The organism is Terrimonas sp. (assembly GCF_003075435.1).
Classification (GTDB): domain Bacteria; phylum Bacteroidota; class Bacteroidia; order Chitinophagales; family Chitinophagaceae; genus Agriterribacter.
Genome location: NZ_QCZJ01000017.1, coordinates 45,070 through 64,237, shown reverse-complemented (window position 1 = coordinate 64,237; position 19,168 = coordinate 45,070). Strand labels below are relative to the sequence as shown.

The window sequence follows — 19,168 nt, the reverse complement described above, 5'->3', positions numbered from 1 at the left end:
ATAATACCGCCGGGTAAAATATGGGAGTAAAACTATTATTAAAAGATGCGCATGTAGAAGGTATCCGTTACTACGACACATACCGGAAACAGGGTGGCTATGCCGCAGTGGAAAAGGCTTTGAAAATGACGCCCGAAGCGATAGTGGAAGAAGTTAAGAAAAGTGGCTTGCGTGGTCGTGGTGGTGCTGGTTTTCCTACGGGTATGAAATGGAGTTTCATTGCTAAACCCGAAGGTGTTCCCCGTCATTTGGTGTGTAATGCTGATGAAAGCGAGCCAGGTACTTTTAAAGATCGCTACCTGATGGAATTTATTCCACATCTTTTAATTGAAGGCTTAATTGTTAGTTCATTTGCATTGGGCAGTAATGCTACCTATATATACATCCGTGGTGAATATGCCTGGATTCCTGACATACTGGAGCAGGCAATTGCTGAAGCAAAAGCAAACGGCTTTCTCGGTAAGAATATATTAGGTTCGGGATTTGCTTGTGAAATATATGTGCAGCGCGGAGCCGGTGCTTATATCTGCGGAGAAGAAACCGCGTTGATAGAATCACTGGAAGGCAAGAGAGGTAATCCCCGCATCAAGCCACCTTTCCCTGCAGTAAAAGGTGTTTGGGATCGTCCAACGGTGGTAAATAACGTAGAAACCTTAGCTGCTGTGGTGCCTATCATTAATCTTGGCGGTGAAGAATACGCCAAAATTGGCGTTGGTCGCTCAACCGGTACAAAACTGATCTCAGCCTGCGGCAATATCAATAAACCAGGCGTGTACGAGATTGATATGACTATCAGCGTGGAAGAATTTATTTACAGTGATGAATATTGCGGAGGTATACCTGGTGGCAAAAGGCTGAAAGCCTGCATACCGGGCGGCTCTTCTGTACCTATATTACCTGCCAATCTTTTGTTGAAAACAGCCAAAGGTGAAACCAGGTATATGAATTATGAAAGCCTGAGTGACGGCGGTTTTGCCACAGGCAGCATGATGGGGAGCGGTGGTTTTATAGTGTTTGATGAGGATCAGTGCGTGGTGAAAAACACCTATACATTGGCGCGTTTTTACCGCCACGAAAGTTGCGGGCAATGCAGCCCCTGCCGTGAAGGAACAGGCTGGATGGAAAAGATCCTGAAAAAAATTGATAGCGGTAAAGGTGATATAAGTGATATTGATTTATTGTGGGATATACAACGTAAGATAGAAGGCAACACGATTTGTCCGTTAGGTGATGCGGCGGCATGGCCGGTAGCGGCAGCCATCCGTCATTTCCGCGATGAATTTGAATGGCATGTGCTGAACCCTGAAGAATGCCTGCGCAGGAATTATGGATTAGCACATTATGCAGATGCGAGAGAGGTGGTGGTGTAGGGGGCATTTCACGCGGCGAACGCTGAGGAGCAACGACGCCACATGAGACAAAATTCGCTGCGTCGCTGCACCATTGCGGGCGCCGCGTGAAAAAAACAATAAATAGCTAACCTATGACCGAAAATGAAATTGCCACTGTGGTTATTGATATAGCATTCAATATTCATAGAAAATATGGCCCAGGCCTTTTTGAAAGTGTATACGAAGAAATCTTCTGTTATGAATTAAGTAAAACAGGGCTTTTCTTTAAAAGGCAACAGGCAATTCCGCTTGTTCACGAAGAAATAAGGTTAGAAGTTGGTTTTAGGGCAGATGTGATCATTGAAAATAAAGTAATTGTTGAAATGAAAAGTATAGAAGCTATAGCTAATGTCCATTTTAAACAGGTATTAACCTATTTAAAATTGTCGGGTTTAAAGCTTGGATTGCTGATTAATTTTAATGTGGCGCTAATGAAAAATGGTATACACAGAATAGCAAATAAATTATAGAGCGCTGCGTCGCTGATTCGTTGCGTTCGCCGCGTGAAACATACATTATGGCTGAAGAAAAAAAATTATTCAAGGTTACTATCGACAACATAACCGTTGAGGTGGAGCCGGGCACAACCATCCTGAATGCCGCGAGGCAGATAGGTGGTGATGTTACGCCGCCTGCCATGTGCTACTATAGCAAGCTCAAGGGAAGCGGTGGTAAATGCCGCACCTGCCTGGTAGAAGTAGCCGCAGGTTCTACTGCCGATCCACGGCCAATGCCTAAACTGGTAGCGTCCTGCCGTACCAACGTAATGGATGGTATGATAGTGAAAAATATTACCAGTGACAGAGTGCAGGATGCAAGGGCAGGCGTAGTGGAATTCCTTTTGCTCAATCACCCGCTTGATTGCCCAATATGCGATCAGGCAGGAGAATGTCATCTGCAGGATCTTAGTTATGAGCATGGAACAGAAGGCACCCGTTTTGAGTTTGCAAAAAGAACTTTCAAAAAGCATGACCTCGGACCATATATACAATTGCACATGACGCGTTGTATACTTTGCTACCGTTGTGTATTTACTGCTGATCAGCTTACCAATAAAAGAGTACATGGCGTATTAGACAGGGGCGATCATGCTGAGATTGCTACCTATATCGAAAAATCGCTTGATAATGATTTCATCGGTAATGTAATTGATGTTTGCCCTGTTGGCGCATTGACCGATAAAACCTTCCGCTTTAAAAACCGTGTATGGTTTACAAAGCCTGTAAATGCCTCCTGCAAATGTGATAAATGCAGCGGTAAAGTGCATTTATGGATGAGGGGTGATGAGGTATTGCGTGTTACCGCCCGCAAAGATCAATGGGGCGAGGTGGAAGACTGGATTTGCAATACCTGCCGTTTTGAAAGAAAAGACGTTAAAGACTGGACAATAGAAGGACCGGTGAAAGTGAACAGGCATTCGGTAATATCACAGGGACACTATGTGGGTCTGAAAAAACCGGATGAAACTTTCAGCAAAGTAATGAATGGAAGACAACCGAGATTGCTGATGGATATTCACAGTGTAAGCGAAGTGAATAAACCGGGTATTGATCTTGCTGCTATTCCTGGTCCGGCACATTCAACAGATTTTGATACAAAAAAAGAAAAGTAAAAAACATTTCAGTATACTGAATACGGTTTTATGAATATACTGGCGTTAGATTGGGCATTCGCAATAGAAAAAATGGTGTTGATCGCTATCGTTATTTCCGTGTCGCTGGTCATTGCCATGTATGCTACTTATGCTGAGCGTAAAGTGGCTGGCTTTATACAAGACAGACATGGACCCAATCGTGCAGGTCCTTTTGGGTTACTGCAGCCTTTGGCAGATGGCTTAAAACTGTTTTTCAAAGAAGAAGTTATTCCTAACCATTCAAACAAGTGGTTGTTTGTATTGGGACCCTGTCTTGCCATGCTTACAGCAATGATGACATCAGCCATCATTCCCTGGGGCGGTACAGTGGAGATAGGCGGAAGAATGATTGATTTGCAGATAGCTGACATCAATATCGGTATTTTATATGTGTTTGGTGTAGTTAGCATGGGAGTATATGGTATTATGATTGGCGGCTGGGCAAGCAATAATAAATTCTCACTGATGGCTGCTTTACGCGGTGCCAGCCAGGCAATCAGCTATGAACTGGCAATGGGTTTATCGCTGATAGCATTGCTGATGCTAACAGGTTCTTTAAGCTTAAAAACAATTGTAGAGCAGCAGATCAGTGGCAACTGGTGGAATATCGTATATCAGCCGCTTGGATTTTTTATATTCTTCGTTTGCGCGTTGGCGGAATGTAACCGTGCGCCTTTCGATCTTCCCGAAGCAGAGAGCGAATTGAACATGGGATATCACCAGGAGTATTCTTCCATGAAACTTGGCTTTTTTCTTTTTGCAGAGTATATTAATATGTTCATCAGTTGCGCTATCATTGCCACATTATTTTTTGGAGGTTACGATATGCCTTTTGTTGATGAAACAAAATTGAGTGGAATGACGGCATTGTTAACCGGTGTAGCGGCATTATTCGGCAAAACATTTATACTGATTTTTGTTTTTATGTGGATCAGGTGGACATTGCCCCGCTTCAGGTATGACCAGTTGATGAATTTGGGATGGAAAGGATTAATACCGCTGGCATTATTGAATATGGTGGTTACAGCGGCTATTGCATTATATACAATGAAGTGATATTGATTTTAGTTGGGTTGTATGAATGATAAAAATACTTTTGTGCAACTTTTTTATACCATTTCTTCAAAGAAGAAATAAAAAGTAAATATGCAGTCATTAACACAAAGAGCGAAATCGGTTGACAGGAGTCCGTTAAGCTGGCTGGAGAAGATATACGTGTGGAATATCTTCAAGGGGATGCTCATTACATTCAGTCATATTTTTAAGAAGAAAGTTACTATACAGTATCCCGAACAAACAAGACCTTTCAGCCCTGTGTTTCGTGGATTGCATGTATTGAACCGCGATGAAGAGGGACGTGAGCGCTGCACTGCCTGTGGTTTATGCGCGGTGGCCTGCCCTGCAGAAGCCATTACAATGGAAGCTGCAGAACGGTTACCCGGCGAAGAAAATTTATACAGGGAAGAAAAGTACGCGGCACGATACGAAATAAATATGCTGCGCTGCATTTTTTGCGGATTGTGTGAAGAAGCTTGTCCTAAAGATGCAGTTTATTTAAGTGAAACTTTTGCACCGGCAAACTACAGCCGTAAAAGTTTCATTTACGGTAAACCTGATTTATTGATCCCCGACCCTGTAACAAAACCGGAAGAATATAAAGAGGCGAAAGGGTTGATTGAAAAAAAGAAAAAATCAAAGTCCTGATATAACCAAACGAACGACTACTATAATGGGAATTACACAAATGCTTTTTTGGTTTCTTACGGTAATGGCACTGGGAAGTGCGCTGATGGTTGTATTCAGCAAAAATCCCGTACATAGTATTCTCTGGCTTATTGTAACATTCTTTTCTATTTCCGGGCATTATGTATTGCTCAATGCCCAGTTTCTTGCTATTGTAAACATTATAGTATATGCGGGCGCCATCATGGTATTGTTTCTTTTTGTGGTGATGATGATGAACCTGAATGATATATCTTCTCCATTAAAAAACAAATGGCTGAAATTCGCAGGCGTTATTTCAGGCTGCAGTCTTTTGCTGGTGCTGATAGCAGCATTAAAAGACACCGGCACCATGCAACAGGAAGTATTATTAAATACCGGTAAAATCGGTTTGATCAATAATTTGGGAACAGTATTGTTTAAAGATTATGTGCTGCCTTTTGAAATAAGCAGTGTGCTTTTTTTAAGCGCTATGGTAGGGGCAGTGGTGATCGGGAAGAAATAGCTTTGAGCAGCCGAAAGCAAAAGATTATGACCATCAATCATTATATATTTTTATCTGTCGCTTTGTTCTGCATCGGCATTATCGGTGTGTTAACGCGCCGCAATGTGATCATCATTTTTATGTGCATCGAGTTAATGTTTAACGCAGTTAACCTTTTGCTGGTTGCCTTCTCTAAAATGCATTATCTCGCCGCATCTGTTATTGATCCGGCCACCACTGCAGGAACAGACGGGCAATTGTTTGTATTTTTTATAATGGTAGTGGCAGCGGCGGAAGTAAGTGTTGGATTGGCTATCATAGTAATGATGTATCGCAATACACATTCGATAGACGCAAGTTTTTTGAACAGATTAAAACATTAATACGCAAACCAGGCAATTGCCCGGGCTGCGTGCTATATACCTGATATGAGTAAATTAGTTTACCTGGTTCCTTTGTTTCCTTTGATAGGATTTCTGATCAACGGGTTGGGGAGGAAAAGTATTTCCAAATCGCTTACCGGCATTATCGGTAGCGGCGTAATATTAGCCTCTTTTATAGTAAGCCTTGTATTGTTTTTTGATGTAAAAGCAGGGCATACAGGCGTAGTAAAACTGTTTGATTTTATTACTGTTGGTAAGCTGGATATTCCATTTGCTTTCCAGGTAGACCAGTTGTCATCTATATTTTTATTAATAATAACAGGTGTTGGCTTTTTGATACATGTATACTCCACAGCGTATATGCATGAAGAAAGCAGCGATCATTATGCCAGGTATTTCGCATATCTCAACCTGTTTGTATTCTCCATGTTGTTACTGGTGCTTGGTGCCAATTATCTCATCATGTTCATTGGTTGGGAAGGTGTAGGGCTTTGCTCTTATTTATTGATTGGTTACTGGTTTAAAAACAATGATTATACCAATGCTGCAAAAAAGGCTTTCATCATGAACCGTATTGGTGATTTTGGCTTTTTGCTTGCAGCTTTCTGGATCATTCAACAATTTGGTTCGCTGAATTTTGCTGATGTGTTTTCAAAAGCATCCGGCATGAAAATGAATGATGCGGTGCTGGTAGGCATAACCTTATTATTGTTTCTTGGCGCAACCGGTAAAAGCGCGCAAATACCTTTGTATACCTGGTTACCTGATGCGATGGCCGGTCCAACCCCTGTATCTGCGCTTATCCATGCGGCAACGATGGTTACCGCAGGTATTTACATGATAGCGCGGAGCAATATTTTATATACACTCGCACCAACAACACAAGGCGTGGTTGCAGTTATTGGTTTGGCAACAGCTATTCTTGCAGCAACCATTGCCATCAAACAAAATGATATTAAAAAAGTGCTGGCTTATTCAACCGTTAGCCAGTTGGGTTATATGTTTTTAGGTTTGGGTGTTGGCGCATACACCGGCGCGGTATTTCATGTAATGACGCATGCCTTCTTTAAAGCATTATTGTTCCTCGGCGCCGGCTCTGTAATACATGCCATGCACCATGAGCAGGATATCCGCAAAATGGGCGGACTGAAAAAAGCACTGCCTGTTACGCATATCACTTTTCTTATTGGTTGTATAGCCATTGCAGGTATACCACCACTCAGCGGCTTCTTTTCAAAAGATGAAATTTTAGCAGCTGCGTTTTCTGCAAGCAAAGTATACTGGGTAATAGGTGTGCTCGGCGCTGTGATGACAGCATTTTATATGTTCCGTTTATATGCAACAACCTTCCTTGGAAAATTCAGGGGAACGCATGAACAGGAGCATCATTTGCACGAAAGCCCTAAAGCAATGACAATTCCCTTAATTGTGCTTGCTATACTCGCGGCAATATCTGGTTTTGTAGGTGTGCCGGCGGTATTGGGTGGCAGTCATGAACTCGAGCATTTTCTTGCGCCGATATTTGCAGGTTCAGTTAAACTACAGCATCCTCACAATATAAATCATAATACAGAATATATGCTGATGGGTGCGTCTGTTGCATTAGCGGCTATCGCCATTTTATATGCGGTAAGCAGGTTCAGCAAAAAGCCTGAATTAAATGATGCAACCAGCTTCGGAAAAGTGCTGGAGAATAAGTGGTATATAGATGAGTTGTATGATGCTATAATTGTAAAACCCCTGCGTGGTATTTCTGCCTTCTTAAATAATATAGTTGAAAAGCTTGGTATTGACGGTGTGGTAAACGGAGTTGGCCGCATAGTAAATTACGGAAGCAGGCAGTTAAGATTATTACAGAGCGGGCAGGTGGGCGCTTATATTTTAATTATGGTTGTGGCGGCGTTGGCTTTATTCATTATTCAATTGTTTGTTTTATAAGCTATGAATCCTAAAGACGTATTACTTACTTTTCCGGAATTGCTGCTTTGGTTTCCTTTGATCAGCGGGTTAATAGCTTTTGTATTAAAGAAAGGTGACCATGCAAAAAAATGGGCGCTCACATCTTCCTTTATTACTGTGGGTATAGTTGCCGCAAGCCTGTTCTTTACCGATCAAAAATATTTCAACTTTAATAATGTAAGCTATTTCTGGATGCCATCCCTCGGCAGCAGTTTTGCATTGATGTATGATGGCATGGGAAGAATGCTTTGCTTGCTTACGGCAGTTTCTTTCCCGCTCGTTTTCTTATCTACCTATACTAATGATTATAAAAAACCCCATTCATTTTACGGTTTAATGCTGCTTACGCAGTCCGGGTTGATGGGTGTGTTTTGTGCGATGGACGCATTGGTATTTTATTTCTTCTGGGAACTGGCGCTTATACCGGTGTATTTTTTATCATCCATATGGGGCGGGGAAAAGCGTATACAGGCAACATTTAAATTCTTTGTTTACACTTTTGCGGGATCGCTTCTGCTGCTTATTGGTATTATTTATGTGTACCTGCATACTCCTGAAGGCACATTTTCTTTGCGTGCTTTTATGGAAGCCAAACTTCCGCCCGGAAAAGAAAAAGTCGCTTTCTGGTTATTCTTTATAGCTTTTGCTATTAAAATGCCGGTGTTTCCATTTCACACCTGGCAGCCCGATGCATATGAGCAATCACCAACCGGCGTTACCATGATATTAAGTGGTATAATGGTAAAAATGGGTGTGTTTGCATTGATCCGCTGGCTGGTGCCGGTGTTTCCTTATGCTACACAAATGTTCAGCAATATTGTAGTTGTGCTTGCGGTAACAGGAATGATATATGCATCCTGTATTGCATGGATGCAGGATGATCTTAAACGGCTGGTGGCGTATTCATCCATTGCGCATATCGGGTTAATGTGCGCCGCAGTGTTTGCGCGTGCTGAAAGTGGTGTGGAAGGGGTGATGATACAAATGTTCAACCACGGTATTAATATTATAGGATTGTGGATAGTGGTAAACGCGGTTGAAAAATACTGGGGCACCAGAAAGATATCTGAGCTTGGCGGATTAGCCAATACTTCACCAACGCTTACTATTTTCCTGGTGATCATAGCACTGGCAAATATCGCTTTACCGTTAACCAATGCTTTTGTGGGAGAGTTCCTGATGTTTAACGGGTTGTTTGCTTACGGTAAATGGACAACGGCTATAGCACTGATCAGTATTATACTGGCAGCGGTATATACGCTTAATATGATACAGAAAGTGTTTTATGGCCCTGTAAGGGCGCATTACCCATTAGCTGGCGTAACCAGGTTAGACAAGGGCGCTGTAGTGGCTTTGTCCATTATAGTAATTATCATATTTGTGCTGGGCGTGTATCCAAAGCCATTGATCGAGCTTACCATGAGTACAGTAGGTGCATTTATGAATAAGGTACATGGGCTGTGAGGAGATAGTGTTGAGAGGTAAGTGATAAGGTGGAAGGTATAGGGTATAGGCTTGGAAGGTATAAGGCATAGGGTGTAAGCAGATGATATAAGAAACAGTGTATAGTAAGGTTGTTACAATCTGAAAGCTGATAGCTGACGACTGACAGCTATCAGCTAAAAATCACTATTAATAATTTAAGAGGCATTTAGAAGATTATGATCGCATTAATATTATCGGCATTATGGGGTGTAGTAATGATGTTCAGCGGTATTTTTTTGAAAAATAAAAAAGCCGCGGCTCCTGTTGCTATTACGGGCATTATTGCTTTGCTTATTGTTAGTTATCTTGAATATAATGCTGTGCTTTATTTAGACGCCGACATACGCGGCATGCTGAAGTTCTCGGCATTCGGACAGGTGTTTACCGGTGTAGTTTTCTTCTGCACATTAATTTATTTTATTTTAAATGCGGCTGAATTTGAAGAAACAGGTAATGATACTTTTGAATACTATGCACTGATCTTTTTTATACTGTCTGGTATTGGTCTTGTAACATATTTCAACACATTACTGATGCTTTTCCTCGGTATAGAAATCATTTCAATACCATTATACATACTGGCAGGAAGCGATAAAAAGAACCTAAAGAGTAATGAAGCATCATTGAAATATTTTTTGATGGGCGCATTTTCTTCAGGTATTATGCTGATGGGCATTGCTTTCCTGTACGGTGCTTCAGGAACCTTTTATATTGATGGCATTAATGTTGCCACTGCGGGATTCAGCCCGATGATCGCTATTGGATTGGTGCTGTTACTTATCTCCATGTCGTTTAAAGTAAGTGCTGCGCCATTTCATTTCTGGACGCCTGATGTATATGATGGGTCTCCAACTGTGGTTACATCGTTTATGGCTACTATAGTAAAAGTGGCTTCTTTTGTAGCCTTTCTGCGTTTATTTGATAATGCCTTTGGTAAAGTACACGCACAATGGCAGATACTGGTAGCGCTTATTACTGCCGCTACTTTATTTATCGGGAATATTACCGCTGTTTTTCAGCAAAGCGTAAAACGGATGCTGTCTTATTCCAGTATAGCGCAGGCAGGGTTTATGCTGCTGGCTGTATTTTCTTTAAACACATTTGCTAAAGAAGGATTGATATTATACGCCGCGGCATATTCCCTGGCTACCATAGGCAGCTTTGCGGTGGTAATAAAAATGAAGGATTATTCTCTTGAAGGATTTAACGGGCTTGGAAAAACACAACCTTTCCTCGCGTTGATGAATACTATTTTCCTCTTATCACTAACCGGCATTCCTTTAACCGCAGGCTTTTTTGCTAAATATTATATGCTGATAGGCGCTGTAAAAAACGGGCATCAAACCTGGCTGGTCATTTTTGCGGTGTTAATGGCAGCTATCAGTGCTTATTACTATTTCCGCGTTATACAAGCCATGTATTTTAAAGAAGGCAATGCTGAAGCAAAGCCTGTATCTGCTGTGTTTAAATATACTTTGCTCTTTACGGCTATGCTGGTTATAGTACTGGGCATGTTCCCGAGTTTACTTACTAAGGCGTTGTATTAAACAAGCTTTGAGTTTCGGGTTTGAAGTTTGTTGTTTTATGTAACTTGTAACCATACATCACAAACTATACATCACAAACTTATTAATCCTTAATTTTAGACCAAATTCAGTTGCTGCATGACGCTGGGAGACTCACTTTCTTTAGCATATAAAACCGTAAAGGGTAACAAACTGCGTACCGGTATTACTGTTGCTATTATGGCCCTAGGTATATGGGCACTGGTCGGTATTATTACAGCTATACAGGCAATGAATGCCAGCTTATCAGAAAGTTTTGCAACAATGGGCGCGAACTCTTTCAGCATACGTTTTCGCGAGCGGCAGATAAGGATTGGCGATGGCGGCGGAAATGTAACCAAAACAACCAGCAGCAGTAACAAGAAAGTAAAAAAATCCAATACAGGCCGGCTAATTACATATGAACAGGCAAAAACTTTTAAAGAAAGGTACAACTATCCTGCCAGGGTAAGCATAGGCTTAAGCGGTGTTGGTAATCAGACCGTTTTTTATGAGGGCAAGAAAACAAATCCCAATGTTCGTGTGTCAGGCGGCGATGAAAATTATTTTGCATTGAATGGTTATGAGGTAATGTATGGACGTGATTTTAATAAGCTTGATGTAGAAACCGGTCGTAATGTTTGTGTATTGGGCTATGATGTAGCGTATAAATTCTTTGGTGAAAAAGTTGAACGGGCGCTCGATCATATTATACGGGTAGGAACAAATAAATTCCGTATAATCGGTGTGCTTAAAAGTAAAGGCAGCAGTTCTTTTTTGCGGGCAGATAACGTTGTATTCACTACATATAATGCATTAAGACGTTTGTTTGATGTTTCCAATGCTTCATTTTACATAGGTGTGCAGGTTAATAATGTAACACAACTGGAAGATGCTATCGGTGAAGCCGAGGGCGATTTTCGTGTTATCAGGAATCTGAATGTAAAAGAGCAAAGCAATTTCTACATAGATAAAAGTGATGCGCTTGCCCAAACTTTTATCAGCCTGTTAGGCAATATATCAATGGCTGCAGGCGGTATAGGCTTTATTACATTATTTGGTGCAGCAATAGGGCTCATGAATATTATGCTGGTAGCAGTTACTGAGCGAACAAAAGAAGTAGGACTGATAAAGGCATTGGGCGGCAAGAAAAAAAATATCCGTCAGCAGTTCTTGTTTGAGTCTATACTGATCAGTCTTATGGGGGCTGTTATCGGCATTATACTCGGTATAATTGCCGGGAACCTTATAGGGATGCTTATGAAAGTACATTTTTTTATCCCATGGGGTTTAATTGGTATAGCCATCGTTATCTGCTCGGCCGTAGGGCTGGCAGCCGGAATATACCCTGCATGGAAGGCTTCAAAACTTGACCCTATTGTGGCATTACGATATGAGTAGTGAGAGCTGATACATGATACCTGACTGCTAATTTCCGCTTTATCAAATTTTCCCCATATCTCCTATCTTTGCGCCCTTATGGCAACTCAAGATAATAACAGGTTCCAGGCGATTATTGCCCACGCAAAAGAATATGGCTTTGTATTTCCCAGCAGCGAAATTTATGATGGACTAAGCGCCGTATACGATTACGGTCCCTGGGGTAGTGAACTGAAAAAAAATATACGCGACTACTGGTGGAAAAGCATGACACAACTACACGAAAATATTGTAGGTGTTGATGCCGCTATATTTATGCATCCCACTACATGGAAGGCATCCGGCCATGTGGATAATTTCAGCGACCCGATGATTGATAATAAAGACAGCAAAAAAAGATACCGGGTAGATCATCTGATTGAAGCGCATGTAGAAACATTATCCAAAGAAGAAGGAAATGTGTTAATAGCCGCAATGGATAAATTACTTGCAGCAGAAGATTTTGCAGGATTGAAAAAATTAATTGAAGACAATAAAATAAAATGCAGCATCAGCGGTACTGCTAACTGGACAGATGTTCGCCAGTTTAACCTGATGTTTAAAACAGAATTCGGTGCCGTTGCCGCAGAAGTAAATGAAGACGAGAATATTGTTTACCTGCGCCCCGAAACCGCGCAGGGTATTTTCGTGAACTTTTTGAATGTGCAGAAAACGGCCAGAATGAAAGTGCCTTTTGGTATTGCTCAAACAGGAAAAGCATTCCGCAATGAAATTGTAGCGCGCCAGTTCATCTTCCGTATGCGTGAATTTGAGCAGATGGAAATGCAGTTCTTTATCCGCCCCGGCACAGAAGGAGACTGGTATAAATACTGGAAAGAAGCAAGGCTGCAATGGCATCTCAGCTTAGGTATTCCTGCTGAAAAATACCGCTACCACGATCACGTAAAACTGGCGCATTATGCCAAGGAAGCCTGTGATATTGAATTCGAATTCCCTATCGGCTTTAAAGAAGTGGAAGGAATTCATAGCCGCAGTGATTATGACCTGAGCCAGCACCAGGTATACAGTAAAAAGAAACTGCAGTATTTTGATAATGATATTGATGAAACAACCGGTAAGCCTTATGGCAATTATGTGCCGTATGTAATTGAAACTTCAATCGGCTTAGACCGTATGTTCCTGCTGATCTTATCACAGGCGTATGACGAAGAAGTTATTCCTAGGGAAGACGGGGCTGCAGAAACGCGTACCGTGCTCCGTATTCCTGCAAAGCTTGCTCCTATAAAACTGGCTATTCTTCCGTTAACCAAAAAAGACGGGTTGCCTGAAATAGCAAGAGCAATAATGAATGACTGCCGTGAAGATTTCTATTGCTTTTATGAAGAAAAAGACGCGATAGGTAAACGCTACCGCAGAATGGATGCTATAGGAACACCTTTTTGTATAACAGTTGATCATCAAACAAAAGAAGACCAAACAGTTACTATACGTTACCGTGATACCATGCAGCAGGAGCGTATTGCCATTTCAGATTTACGGGCATTGGTAAAGGAGAAGATAAGGTAGTTTGGAAGCGAAAACATCTCGCTTTAATGATTTTAAACCTGTAAACAGGCAATACATTGAAAAATACGGTGTACTAAAAACAACGAAATCGTTTGCATTTGTTTAATCATATGATTTAAGGAAAACATAATCTATATTGCTGTCTCAAGTTGGGTTGAAATACTAATTTGTTGCGGCATGCAAAACGAACTGCAGATACAGTATTGGGTAGAGCGGGTGGCATTATTCAATGATGAGGCTGCTTATGAAAAAGTGTTTTTTCATTATAACGATGCATTGTTCAATCTCGCTGTTTGCTTTGTGAAAGATGAAGCTGTTGCGGAAGAAATCGTGTCTGACACATTTGTAAACGTATGGCGCAACAGGAGCCGCCTGCTGGAAATTGATAACCTGAAAGTCTATCTCTATGTTTCTGTAAAAAACCTTTGCATAAAGCACCTTACACGAAATAAGCAGGTAGAAGATTTTAACCTTAATGATCTTCTCCTGAATAATATAGCTGCAACATCCCGTAGCCCGGAAGACCTGATGGTTTCAAAAGAGGTATTAAAATACATACACCAGGCAGTAGAGAACCTGCCGCCCAAATGCCGGCTTATTTTTAAGCTGGTGCGTGAGGATGGCTTAAAGTATAAAGAAATAGCCCAGGTTTTGAACATTTCCGTAAAAACCATTGATGCCCAGATGGCTATCGCGGCAAAAAAAATCACTCAATCCCTTTCTTTTTTGCTTGAAAAATAATTTTCAATTTTTTTCTGAGTTGTTTTAGGGGATTCTTTCTATTTCCGGATCCTTCAGGTAAGTATACCTATCGGATTGTATGATAAATAACCATATCTGGCATTTAATTTCACGAAAACTCTCAGGTGAAGCGACACTTGACGAGTTGAGAGCGCTGCAGGAACTGCTGAATGATGACCCGGAGATGGCTTATAAGGCAGAACTGTATACCAATTTCTTTGAACATCCCGTAAAGCCGGAGCGCAGTGCTGACCAAAAGAAGTCCCAATGGAATAAGCTTCAGTCAAAGCTTGGCGAACAGTTCCCGGAAGATTTTGTAAGCAATACTGCGCCTGAAGCATCTCCGGCACGCCCTTCTGTTTTTTCTATGTATAAAAAATGGATGGTAGCAGCGGCAGGCCTGGTATTTATTACGCTGGCTGCTGTATATTTTTTACGGCATACCAGCCCGGAGCAAAAACAGGTAGCAGCAACTGATACAAATACCAATGAAATGAATACCATGCCCGGCACCCGGTCAAAAACCGTGCTGCCGGATGGAACAATTGTTTGGCTGAACAGCGATAGCCGCATTGCCTATAATGCGGATTTTGGCATAGATAAAAGAGAAGTAGTGCTGATTGGCGAAGCTTTCTTTGATGTAGCCCATAACGCGGATGCACCGATGGTAGTACATGCTAAAAATGTAAATATCTGGGTGAAGGGTACCGCCTTCAATGTGAGGAGCTATCCTGATAATAACCGGGTAGAAACTTCACTTATACGCGGGGCGGTAGAGCTGACAACCAATAAAGACCCGGAAAGAAAAATATTACTGAAGCCCAATGAAAAAATTGTGCTCGATGTGGCTGATGCAGATACAACGAATGTTGTCGTTGCTGAATCGCCAAAGCCGGAAAAAGCTTCAGTAAAACATAACCTTTATCACATACAGCAACTGGACGGCAGCCGGTACAATGTCATTCCTGAAATATCATGGGTGCAGAACGAACTGGTTTTTGATAACGAAGTTTTTACCGAGGTGATCAGCAAAATGGAGAAATGGTATAATGTGGAAATAGTGCTGCAAAACAACGAACTGGCAAACAAGAACTTTTCAGGGGCATTTAAAAAAGAAGATATAACAACAGCGCTGCAGGGATTACAATTCACCAATAGTTTTCAATTCGAAATAAAAGGAAATACGGTATATATTAAATAACCAAAACCCAAACTGCATATGGCTTGAAAAAAGAGATTCATCCCTGACAAAAAAAGAGAGATGCTGTTACATCTCTCCTTTGATACTTAACGTAAAAAGGTATAGCGATCCCTGGCAGGTAGCATATACCCATTCTTTAAACTTAAGATTAGTAAAATTATGAAAAAACTGATTGTATTCCCATCAGCGGGGGGTACTTGTCCAAAATTTCTCAAACTGCTTATTATCATGAAATTAACTGCAATCTTTTTAATTGTAGTATGTCTCCAGGCTTCTGCCACCGGCTATTCGCAGAGCGATATAAGCATTTCCGTGAAGAATGTTGAACTTAAAAAACTGTTCAACATTATACAAAGGCAAACCGATTACAGGTTTTTATATGAAGATGCACAATTGCCTAAGGATACTAAAATCAACCTGGATGTAACAAAAGCGTCTATACAAACAGTGCTTAATACCGTATTAAGCAATACTAGTTTAAGATATCGTATACTCAATGATAATCTTGTTGTATTAAGCGCTGCTGCCAAAGAGCTTAACAGCCGTATTGTAAAAGGCACTATCGCAGATGAGAACGGCCAGCCATTGCAGGGAGTAAGCATTCGTCTTAAAGGCAGCACTTCCGGGGTATCTACCGGTGCAGATGGGACATTTACTATTGAAGTTCCGGACAACAGCGTACTTGAAATTTCTTTTATCGGTTATATTACAAAAGAGGTAAGTGTAAAAAAAGATGAGATCATCAATATACAGTTAACACCCGGCGATAAAAATCTTGACGAAGTTGTAGTTGTAGGTTTCGGCACGCAGAAAAAAGTAAATCTTACCGGTGCGGTAGATATGGTAACCGCCAGGCAGCTCGAAAGCAGGCCTATAGCCAATTTAGGTTCCGGTTTACAGGGATTGATACCTAACCTGAACATAACAAGCTCTAACGGCAGAGCCACCACCAATCCTGCTTTTAATATCCGCGGCTTTACAAGCATCAATGGTGGCGATCCGTTAATTCTTGTGGATAATATTCCTTACAGCATGGATGAGGTAGCACGTATTAACCCGAATGATGTAGAAACTGTTTCAGTATTGAAAGATGCTGCCGCTTCAGCCATATATGGCGCACGTGGTGCTTTTGGTGTGGTATTGATCACCACCAAAAAGGCAAAAGGTAACAAGCTGAATGTAGCGGTGAACGGAATGGTGGGCTATCGTACCATCGGTAAAATGCCTGAACTGGTTACCGATCCGTATACGGTGATGGAAATGAAAACAGAAGCGGGAAAACCGCTCTACAACCTATACCCGGAATCAGTAAGGGAGTATGCAAAACAACGTTCACAAGATCCTTCCTTACCCGCTGTTGTCCTTGCTGACAATGGTAACAACTGGGTATATACCGGTGCTACAAACTGGTTGAAAGAAGCTTATAACAATTCAGCGCCTACCTATAATACCAATATCAGCATTTCAAAACGGACGGAGAAACTAAGCTATTATCTTTCCGGGGATTATTACCGCCAGGATGGTTTACTGAAATACGGTAACGATATTTTTAACCGTTACAACCTGAGAGGTAAAGTAGACTTTGATATAACCAACTGGCTGAAAATTTCTAATAATACACAGCTCACCAGCACCGACTATGAAGCCCCGGTTTTCTTAGACGGGGATTTCTTCTGGAATGTAAACCGCACCAATTCATTAGATGTTCCTAAAAATCCGGATGGAAGCTGGACCGCGGCAGGCGCTCCGGTGCTGGGAGCATTACAGGAGGGAGGAAGACGCAGGGATAAGCTCAACGAATACGTTACTACGTTCTCTGCAAAAGCGGCTTTGATTAAAGATGTGTGGGATTTTAACGCGGAAGCTACCTTCAGAAGAGGGTCCAATGTAATACGCTCTTACGATATACCTGTGGCATATAAAGCAGGTCCGAACCTGGCGCCACAATATACTTTCTCTAATACCTGGGCGCAGGATCAGAACACTACCACAAGATACAACGTATATAATATATACACTGATTTCCATAAAAACTTTGGAGACCATTTTTTGCAGGCGCTTGTTGGCTTTAACAGCGAGTACTACAATAACGCTTATTTTTCTGCAAGAAAAAACGGGCTGATCTCTCCCTCGCTGCCTTCCATAGATTTAAGCACCGGTACTATGACGATGAGCGAGCAGATAAAAGACTGGGCGGTACAGGGGCTGTTCTATCGCCTGGGGTATAATTTCAAGGAAAAGTATCTTCTTGAGCTTAACGGGCGGTATGATGGCTCATCACGTTTCCCTGAAGGCAAGAGATGGGGATTCTTCCCTTCTGCATCTGTGGGTTGGGTAGTATCTGATGAAAACTTTTTTAAAGGTATCAGCAATGCACTTTCCCTTGATGTGTTTAAGCTGAGAGCTTCCGTAGGAAGCCTGGGTAACCAGACATTTATTAATAACAGGGATTTCCCTTATTTTGACACTTACCCTTATCTGCCTATTTTACCTGTTACCGGCCAGGGTAATATCATATTAGGGTCAGGCAGGCCTACCATTGTGGGCAGCCCCAAACCGGTATCGGATAACTTTAGCTGGGAAAGCATTGCCAGTGTGAACTTTGGTGTTGATCTTTCTATGTTTAAAAACAGGTTTAACCTGAATTTTGATAAATATACCCGCTATACAAGAGACATGCTGATACCCGGACAGGAGCTTCCTGCTGTGTATGGCGCAGATGCACCCACAGAAAATAACGGGGATTTGAAAACCAAAGGTTGGGAGTTGCGTTTGAACTGGAGAGACAATACAACCCTCGCAGGTTCTCCATTCTGGTATAACCTTACCTTTACTTTAGCAGACAACCGCTCATGGGTTACCAAGTATGACAATCCTACAAAATACCTTGGTAATACTTACGGCAACTATTACGAAGGAAGAGAAATAGGTGAAATATGGGGCGCTGAAATTGCCGGTTATTTTAAAGATGAGCAGGAAATAGCAAACTCGCCTAACCAACGCGATTTTGGTGAAGATGACCAGGGGTATAATTTCTATCCCGGCGATCTTAAGTTTGTTGATCTTAACAAAGACGGTGTGATCAATTATGGAGACAGAACGGTAGATAATCCCGGCGATATGCATATCGTTGGTAACAAGAGCCCGCGTTATCCTTATGGCATTGATCTTTCTGCCGGCTGGAAAGGAATTGACCTGCGTGTATTTATGCAGGGTATTGGTAAGAGAGACTGGTATCCCGGTAACTCAAATATTTACTTCTGGGGTATTTACGCGCAGCCTTGGACCAATATAAACACGTTAAATATGGATCACTGGACACCGGAAAATCCAAATACATATTTTCCTGCCGTACGTGCGTATACAGCAGAAGATGCATTATCACCCCTGGCAAAACCCAATTCGCGATATATGCAGAACGGCGCTTATATGCGCGTTAAAAACGTAACAATCGGCTATGCTTTGCCTAAGTCTGTATTGCAAAGGTTAAAGCTGGCCAAAGTTCGTTTTTACTTTAGTGCGGAAAATGTTTTTGAAATAACGCATTTAAAAGTAAAGCTTGACCCGGAATCGTTGGGTGACGGTAACAGGCCGCAGGCGGCATATCCTTTCCAGCGCACTTACTCTTTTGGTTTAAACCTGAATTTTTAATGCATTAATTTCTTTAAGATGAAATGGA

At 41.7% G+C, this 19,168-nt stretch carries 15 protein-coding genes; all 15 read left to right on the top strand.

Annotated features, from left to right (window positions below):
- Nucleotides 1-20: 20 nt before the first annotated feature.
- The 15 genes from nuoF to DC498_RS17325 all read left to right on the top strand — a co-directional run bounded on the left by nuoF (nt 21) and on the right by DC498_RS17325 (nt 19,140).
- The gene (gene nuoF / locus DC498_RS17395; RefSeq protein ID WP_116875431.1) at nt 21-1,370 is read left to right on the top strand and encodes an NADH-quinone oxidoreductase subunit NuoF; all 1,350 of its coding nucleotides are present in this window, start codon (nt 21-23) and stop codon (nt 1,368-1,370) included.
- Nucleotides 1,371-1,483: 113 nt separating this feature from the next.
- Nucleotides 1,484-1,861 (top strand): GxxExxY protein, encoded by a 378-nt coding sequence (locus DC498_RS17390; protein ID WP_116875430.1) that lies wholly within the window; start codon nt 1,484-1,486, stop codon nt 1,859-1,861.
- Nucleotides 1,862-1,908: 47 nt separating this feature from the next.
- Complete coding sequence (locus tag DC498_RS17385) at nt 1,909-3,003, top strand: 2Fe-2S iron-sulfur cluster-binding protein (protein ID WP_116875429.1); 1,095 nt, start codon at nt 1,909-1,911, stop codon at nt 3,001-3,003.
- Between the two features lie 30 nt (nt 3,004-3,033).
- A complete protein-coding gene (nuoH, locus tag DC498_RS17380) occupies nt 3,034-4,080 on the top strand; it encodes an NADH-quinone oxidoreductase subunit NuoH (RefSeq protein WP_116875428.1) in 1,047 nt (348 codons plus the stop codon).
- Nucleotides 4,081-4,170: 90 nt separating this feature from the next.
- Complete coding sequence (nuoI, locus tag DC498_RS17375; protein WP_116875427.1) at nt 4,171-4,728, top strand: NADH-quinone oxidoreductase subunit NuoI; 558 nt, start codon at nt 4,171-4,173, stop codon at nt 4,726-4,728.
- The gene (locus DC498_RS17370) at nt 4,700-5,251 is read left to right on the top strand and encodes an NADH-quinone oxidoreductase subunit J family protein (protein WP_240628040.1); all 552 of its coding nucleotides are present in this window, start codon (nt 4,700-4,702) and stop codon (nt 5,249-5,251) included. Before nuoI ends, DC498_RS17370 begins: the two co-directional genes overlap by 29 nt.
- A 26-nt stretch (nt 5,252-5,277) precedes the next feature.
- Nucleotides 5,278-5,613 (top strand): NADH-quinone oxidoreductase subunit NuoK, encoded by a 336-nt coding sequence (nuoK, locus tag DC498_RS17365; RefSeq protein ID WP_116875426.1) that lies wholly within the window; start codon nt 5,278-5,280, stop codon nt 5,611-5,613.
- A gap of 45 nt (nt 5,614-5,658) precedes the next feature.
- Nucleotides 5,659-7,551, top strand: a complete 1,893-nt coding sequence (nuoL, locus tag DC498_RS17360; protein WP_116875425.1) for an NADH-quinone oxidoreductase subunit L — start codon at nt 5,659-5,661, stop codon at nt 7,549-7,551.
- Between the two features lie 3 nt (nt 7,552-7,554).
- On the top strand, nt 7,555-9,036 hold the full coding sequence (locus tag DC498_RS17355; protein ID WP_116875424.1) for a complex I subunit 4 family protein: 1,482 nt from the start codon (nt 7,555-7,557) through the stop codon (nt 9,034-9,036).
- A 197-nt stretch (nt 9,037-9,233) separates the two neighbouring features.
- Nucleotides 9,234-10,604, top strand: a complete 1,371-nt coding sequence (locus DC498_RS17350) for an NADH-quinone oxidoreductase subunit N (protein ID WP_116875423.1) — start codon at nt 9,234-9,236, stop codon at nt 10,602-10,604.
- A gap of 117 nt (nt 10,605-10,721) precedes the next feature.
- Nucleotides 10,722-12,002, top strand: coding sequence for an ABC transporter permease (locus DC498_RS17345; RefSeq protein ID WP_116875422.1), 1,281 nt, complete (start codon nt 10,722-10,724; stop codon nt 12,000-12,002).
- A 78-nt stretch (nt 12,003-12,080) separates the two neighbouring features.
- The gene (locus DC498_RS17340; RefSeq protein ID WP_116875421.1) at nt 12,081-13,547 is read left to right on the top strand and encodes a glycine--tRNA ligase; all 1,467 of its coding nucleotides are present in this window, start codon (nt 12,081-12,083) and stop codon (nt 13,545-13,547) included.
- A gap of 177 nt (nt 13,548-13,724) precedes the next feature.
- Nucleotides 13,725-14,288 (top strand): RNA polymerase sigma-70 factor, encoded by a 564-nt coding sequence (locus DC498_RS17335; RefSeq protein ID WP_116875420.1) that lies wholly within the window; start codon nt 13,725-13,727, stop codon nt 14,286-14,288.
- 79 nt (nt 14,289-14,367) lie between these two features.
- The gene (locus DC498_RS17330; RefSeq protein ID WP_116875419.1) at nt 14,368-15,489 is read left to right on the top strand and encodes a FecR family protein; all 1,122 of its coding nucleotides are present in this window, start codon (nt 14,368-14,370) and stop codon (nt 15,487-15,489) included.
- A 228-nt stretch (nt 15,490-15,717) separates the two neighbouring features.
- On the top strand, nt 15,718-19,140 hold the full coding sequence (locus tag DC498_RS17325; RefSeq protein ID WP_116875476.1) for a TonB-dependent receptor: 3,423 nt from the start codon (nt 15,718-15,720) through the stop codon (nt 19,138-19,140).
- Nucleotides 19,141-19,168 lie beyond the last annotated feature (28 nt).

Coding starts and splice junctions, on each gene's coding strand:
- nuoL (WP_116875425.1), top strand. CDS start 5,659: ATGAGTAAATTAGTTTACCTGGTTCCTTTGTTTCCTTTGATAGGATTT.
- nuoI (WP_116875427.1), top strand. CDS start 4,171: ATGCAGTCATTAACACAAAGAGCGAAATCGGTTGACAGGAGTCCGTTA.
- DC498_RS17335 (WP_116875420.1), top strand. CDS start 13,725: ATGCAAAACGAACTGCAGATACAGTATTGGGTAGAGCGGGTGGCATTA.
- DC498_RS17390 (WP_116875430.1), top strand. CDS start 1,484: ATGACCGAAAATGAAATTGCCACTGTGGTTATTGATATAGCATTCAAT.
- DC498_RS17340 (WP_116875421.1), top strand. CDS start 12,081: ATGGCAACTCAAGATAATAACAGGTTCCAGGCGATTATTGCCCACGCA.
- nuoK (WP_116875426.1), top strand. CDS start 5,278: ATGACCATCAATCATTATATATTTTTATCTGTCGCTTTGTTCTGCATC.
- nuoH (WP_116875428.1), top strand. CDS start 3,034: ATGAATATACTGGCGTTAGATTGGGCATTCGCAATAGAAAAAATGGTG.
- DC498_RS17350 (WP_116875423.1), top strand. CDS start 9,234: ATGATCGCATTAATATTATCGGCATTATGGGGTGTAGTAATGATGTTC.
- DC498_RS17330 (WP_116875419.1), top strand. CDS start 14,368: ATGATAAATAACCATATCTGGCATTTAATTTCACGAAAACTCTCAGGT.
- DC498_RS17355 (WP_116875424.1), top strand. CDS start 7,555: ATGAATCCTAAAGACGTATTACTTACTTTTCCGGAATTGCTGCTTTGG.
- DC498_RS17325 (WP_116875476.1), top strand. CDS start 15,718: ATGAAATTAACTGCAATCTTTTTAATTGTAGTATGTCTCCAGGCTTCT.
- DC498_RS17385 (WP_116875429.1), top strand. CDS start 1,909: ATGGCTGAAGAAAAAAAATTATTCAAGGTTACTATCGACAACATAACC.
- nuoF (WP_116875431.1), top strand. CDS start 21: ATGGGAGTAAAACTATTATTAAAAGATGCGCATGTAGAAGGTATCCGT.
- DC498_RS17345 (WP_116875422.1), top strand. CDS start 10,722: ATGACGCTGGGAGACTCACTTTCTTTAGCATATAAAACCGTAAAGGGT.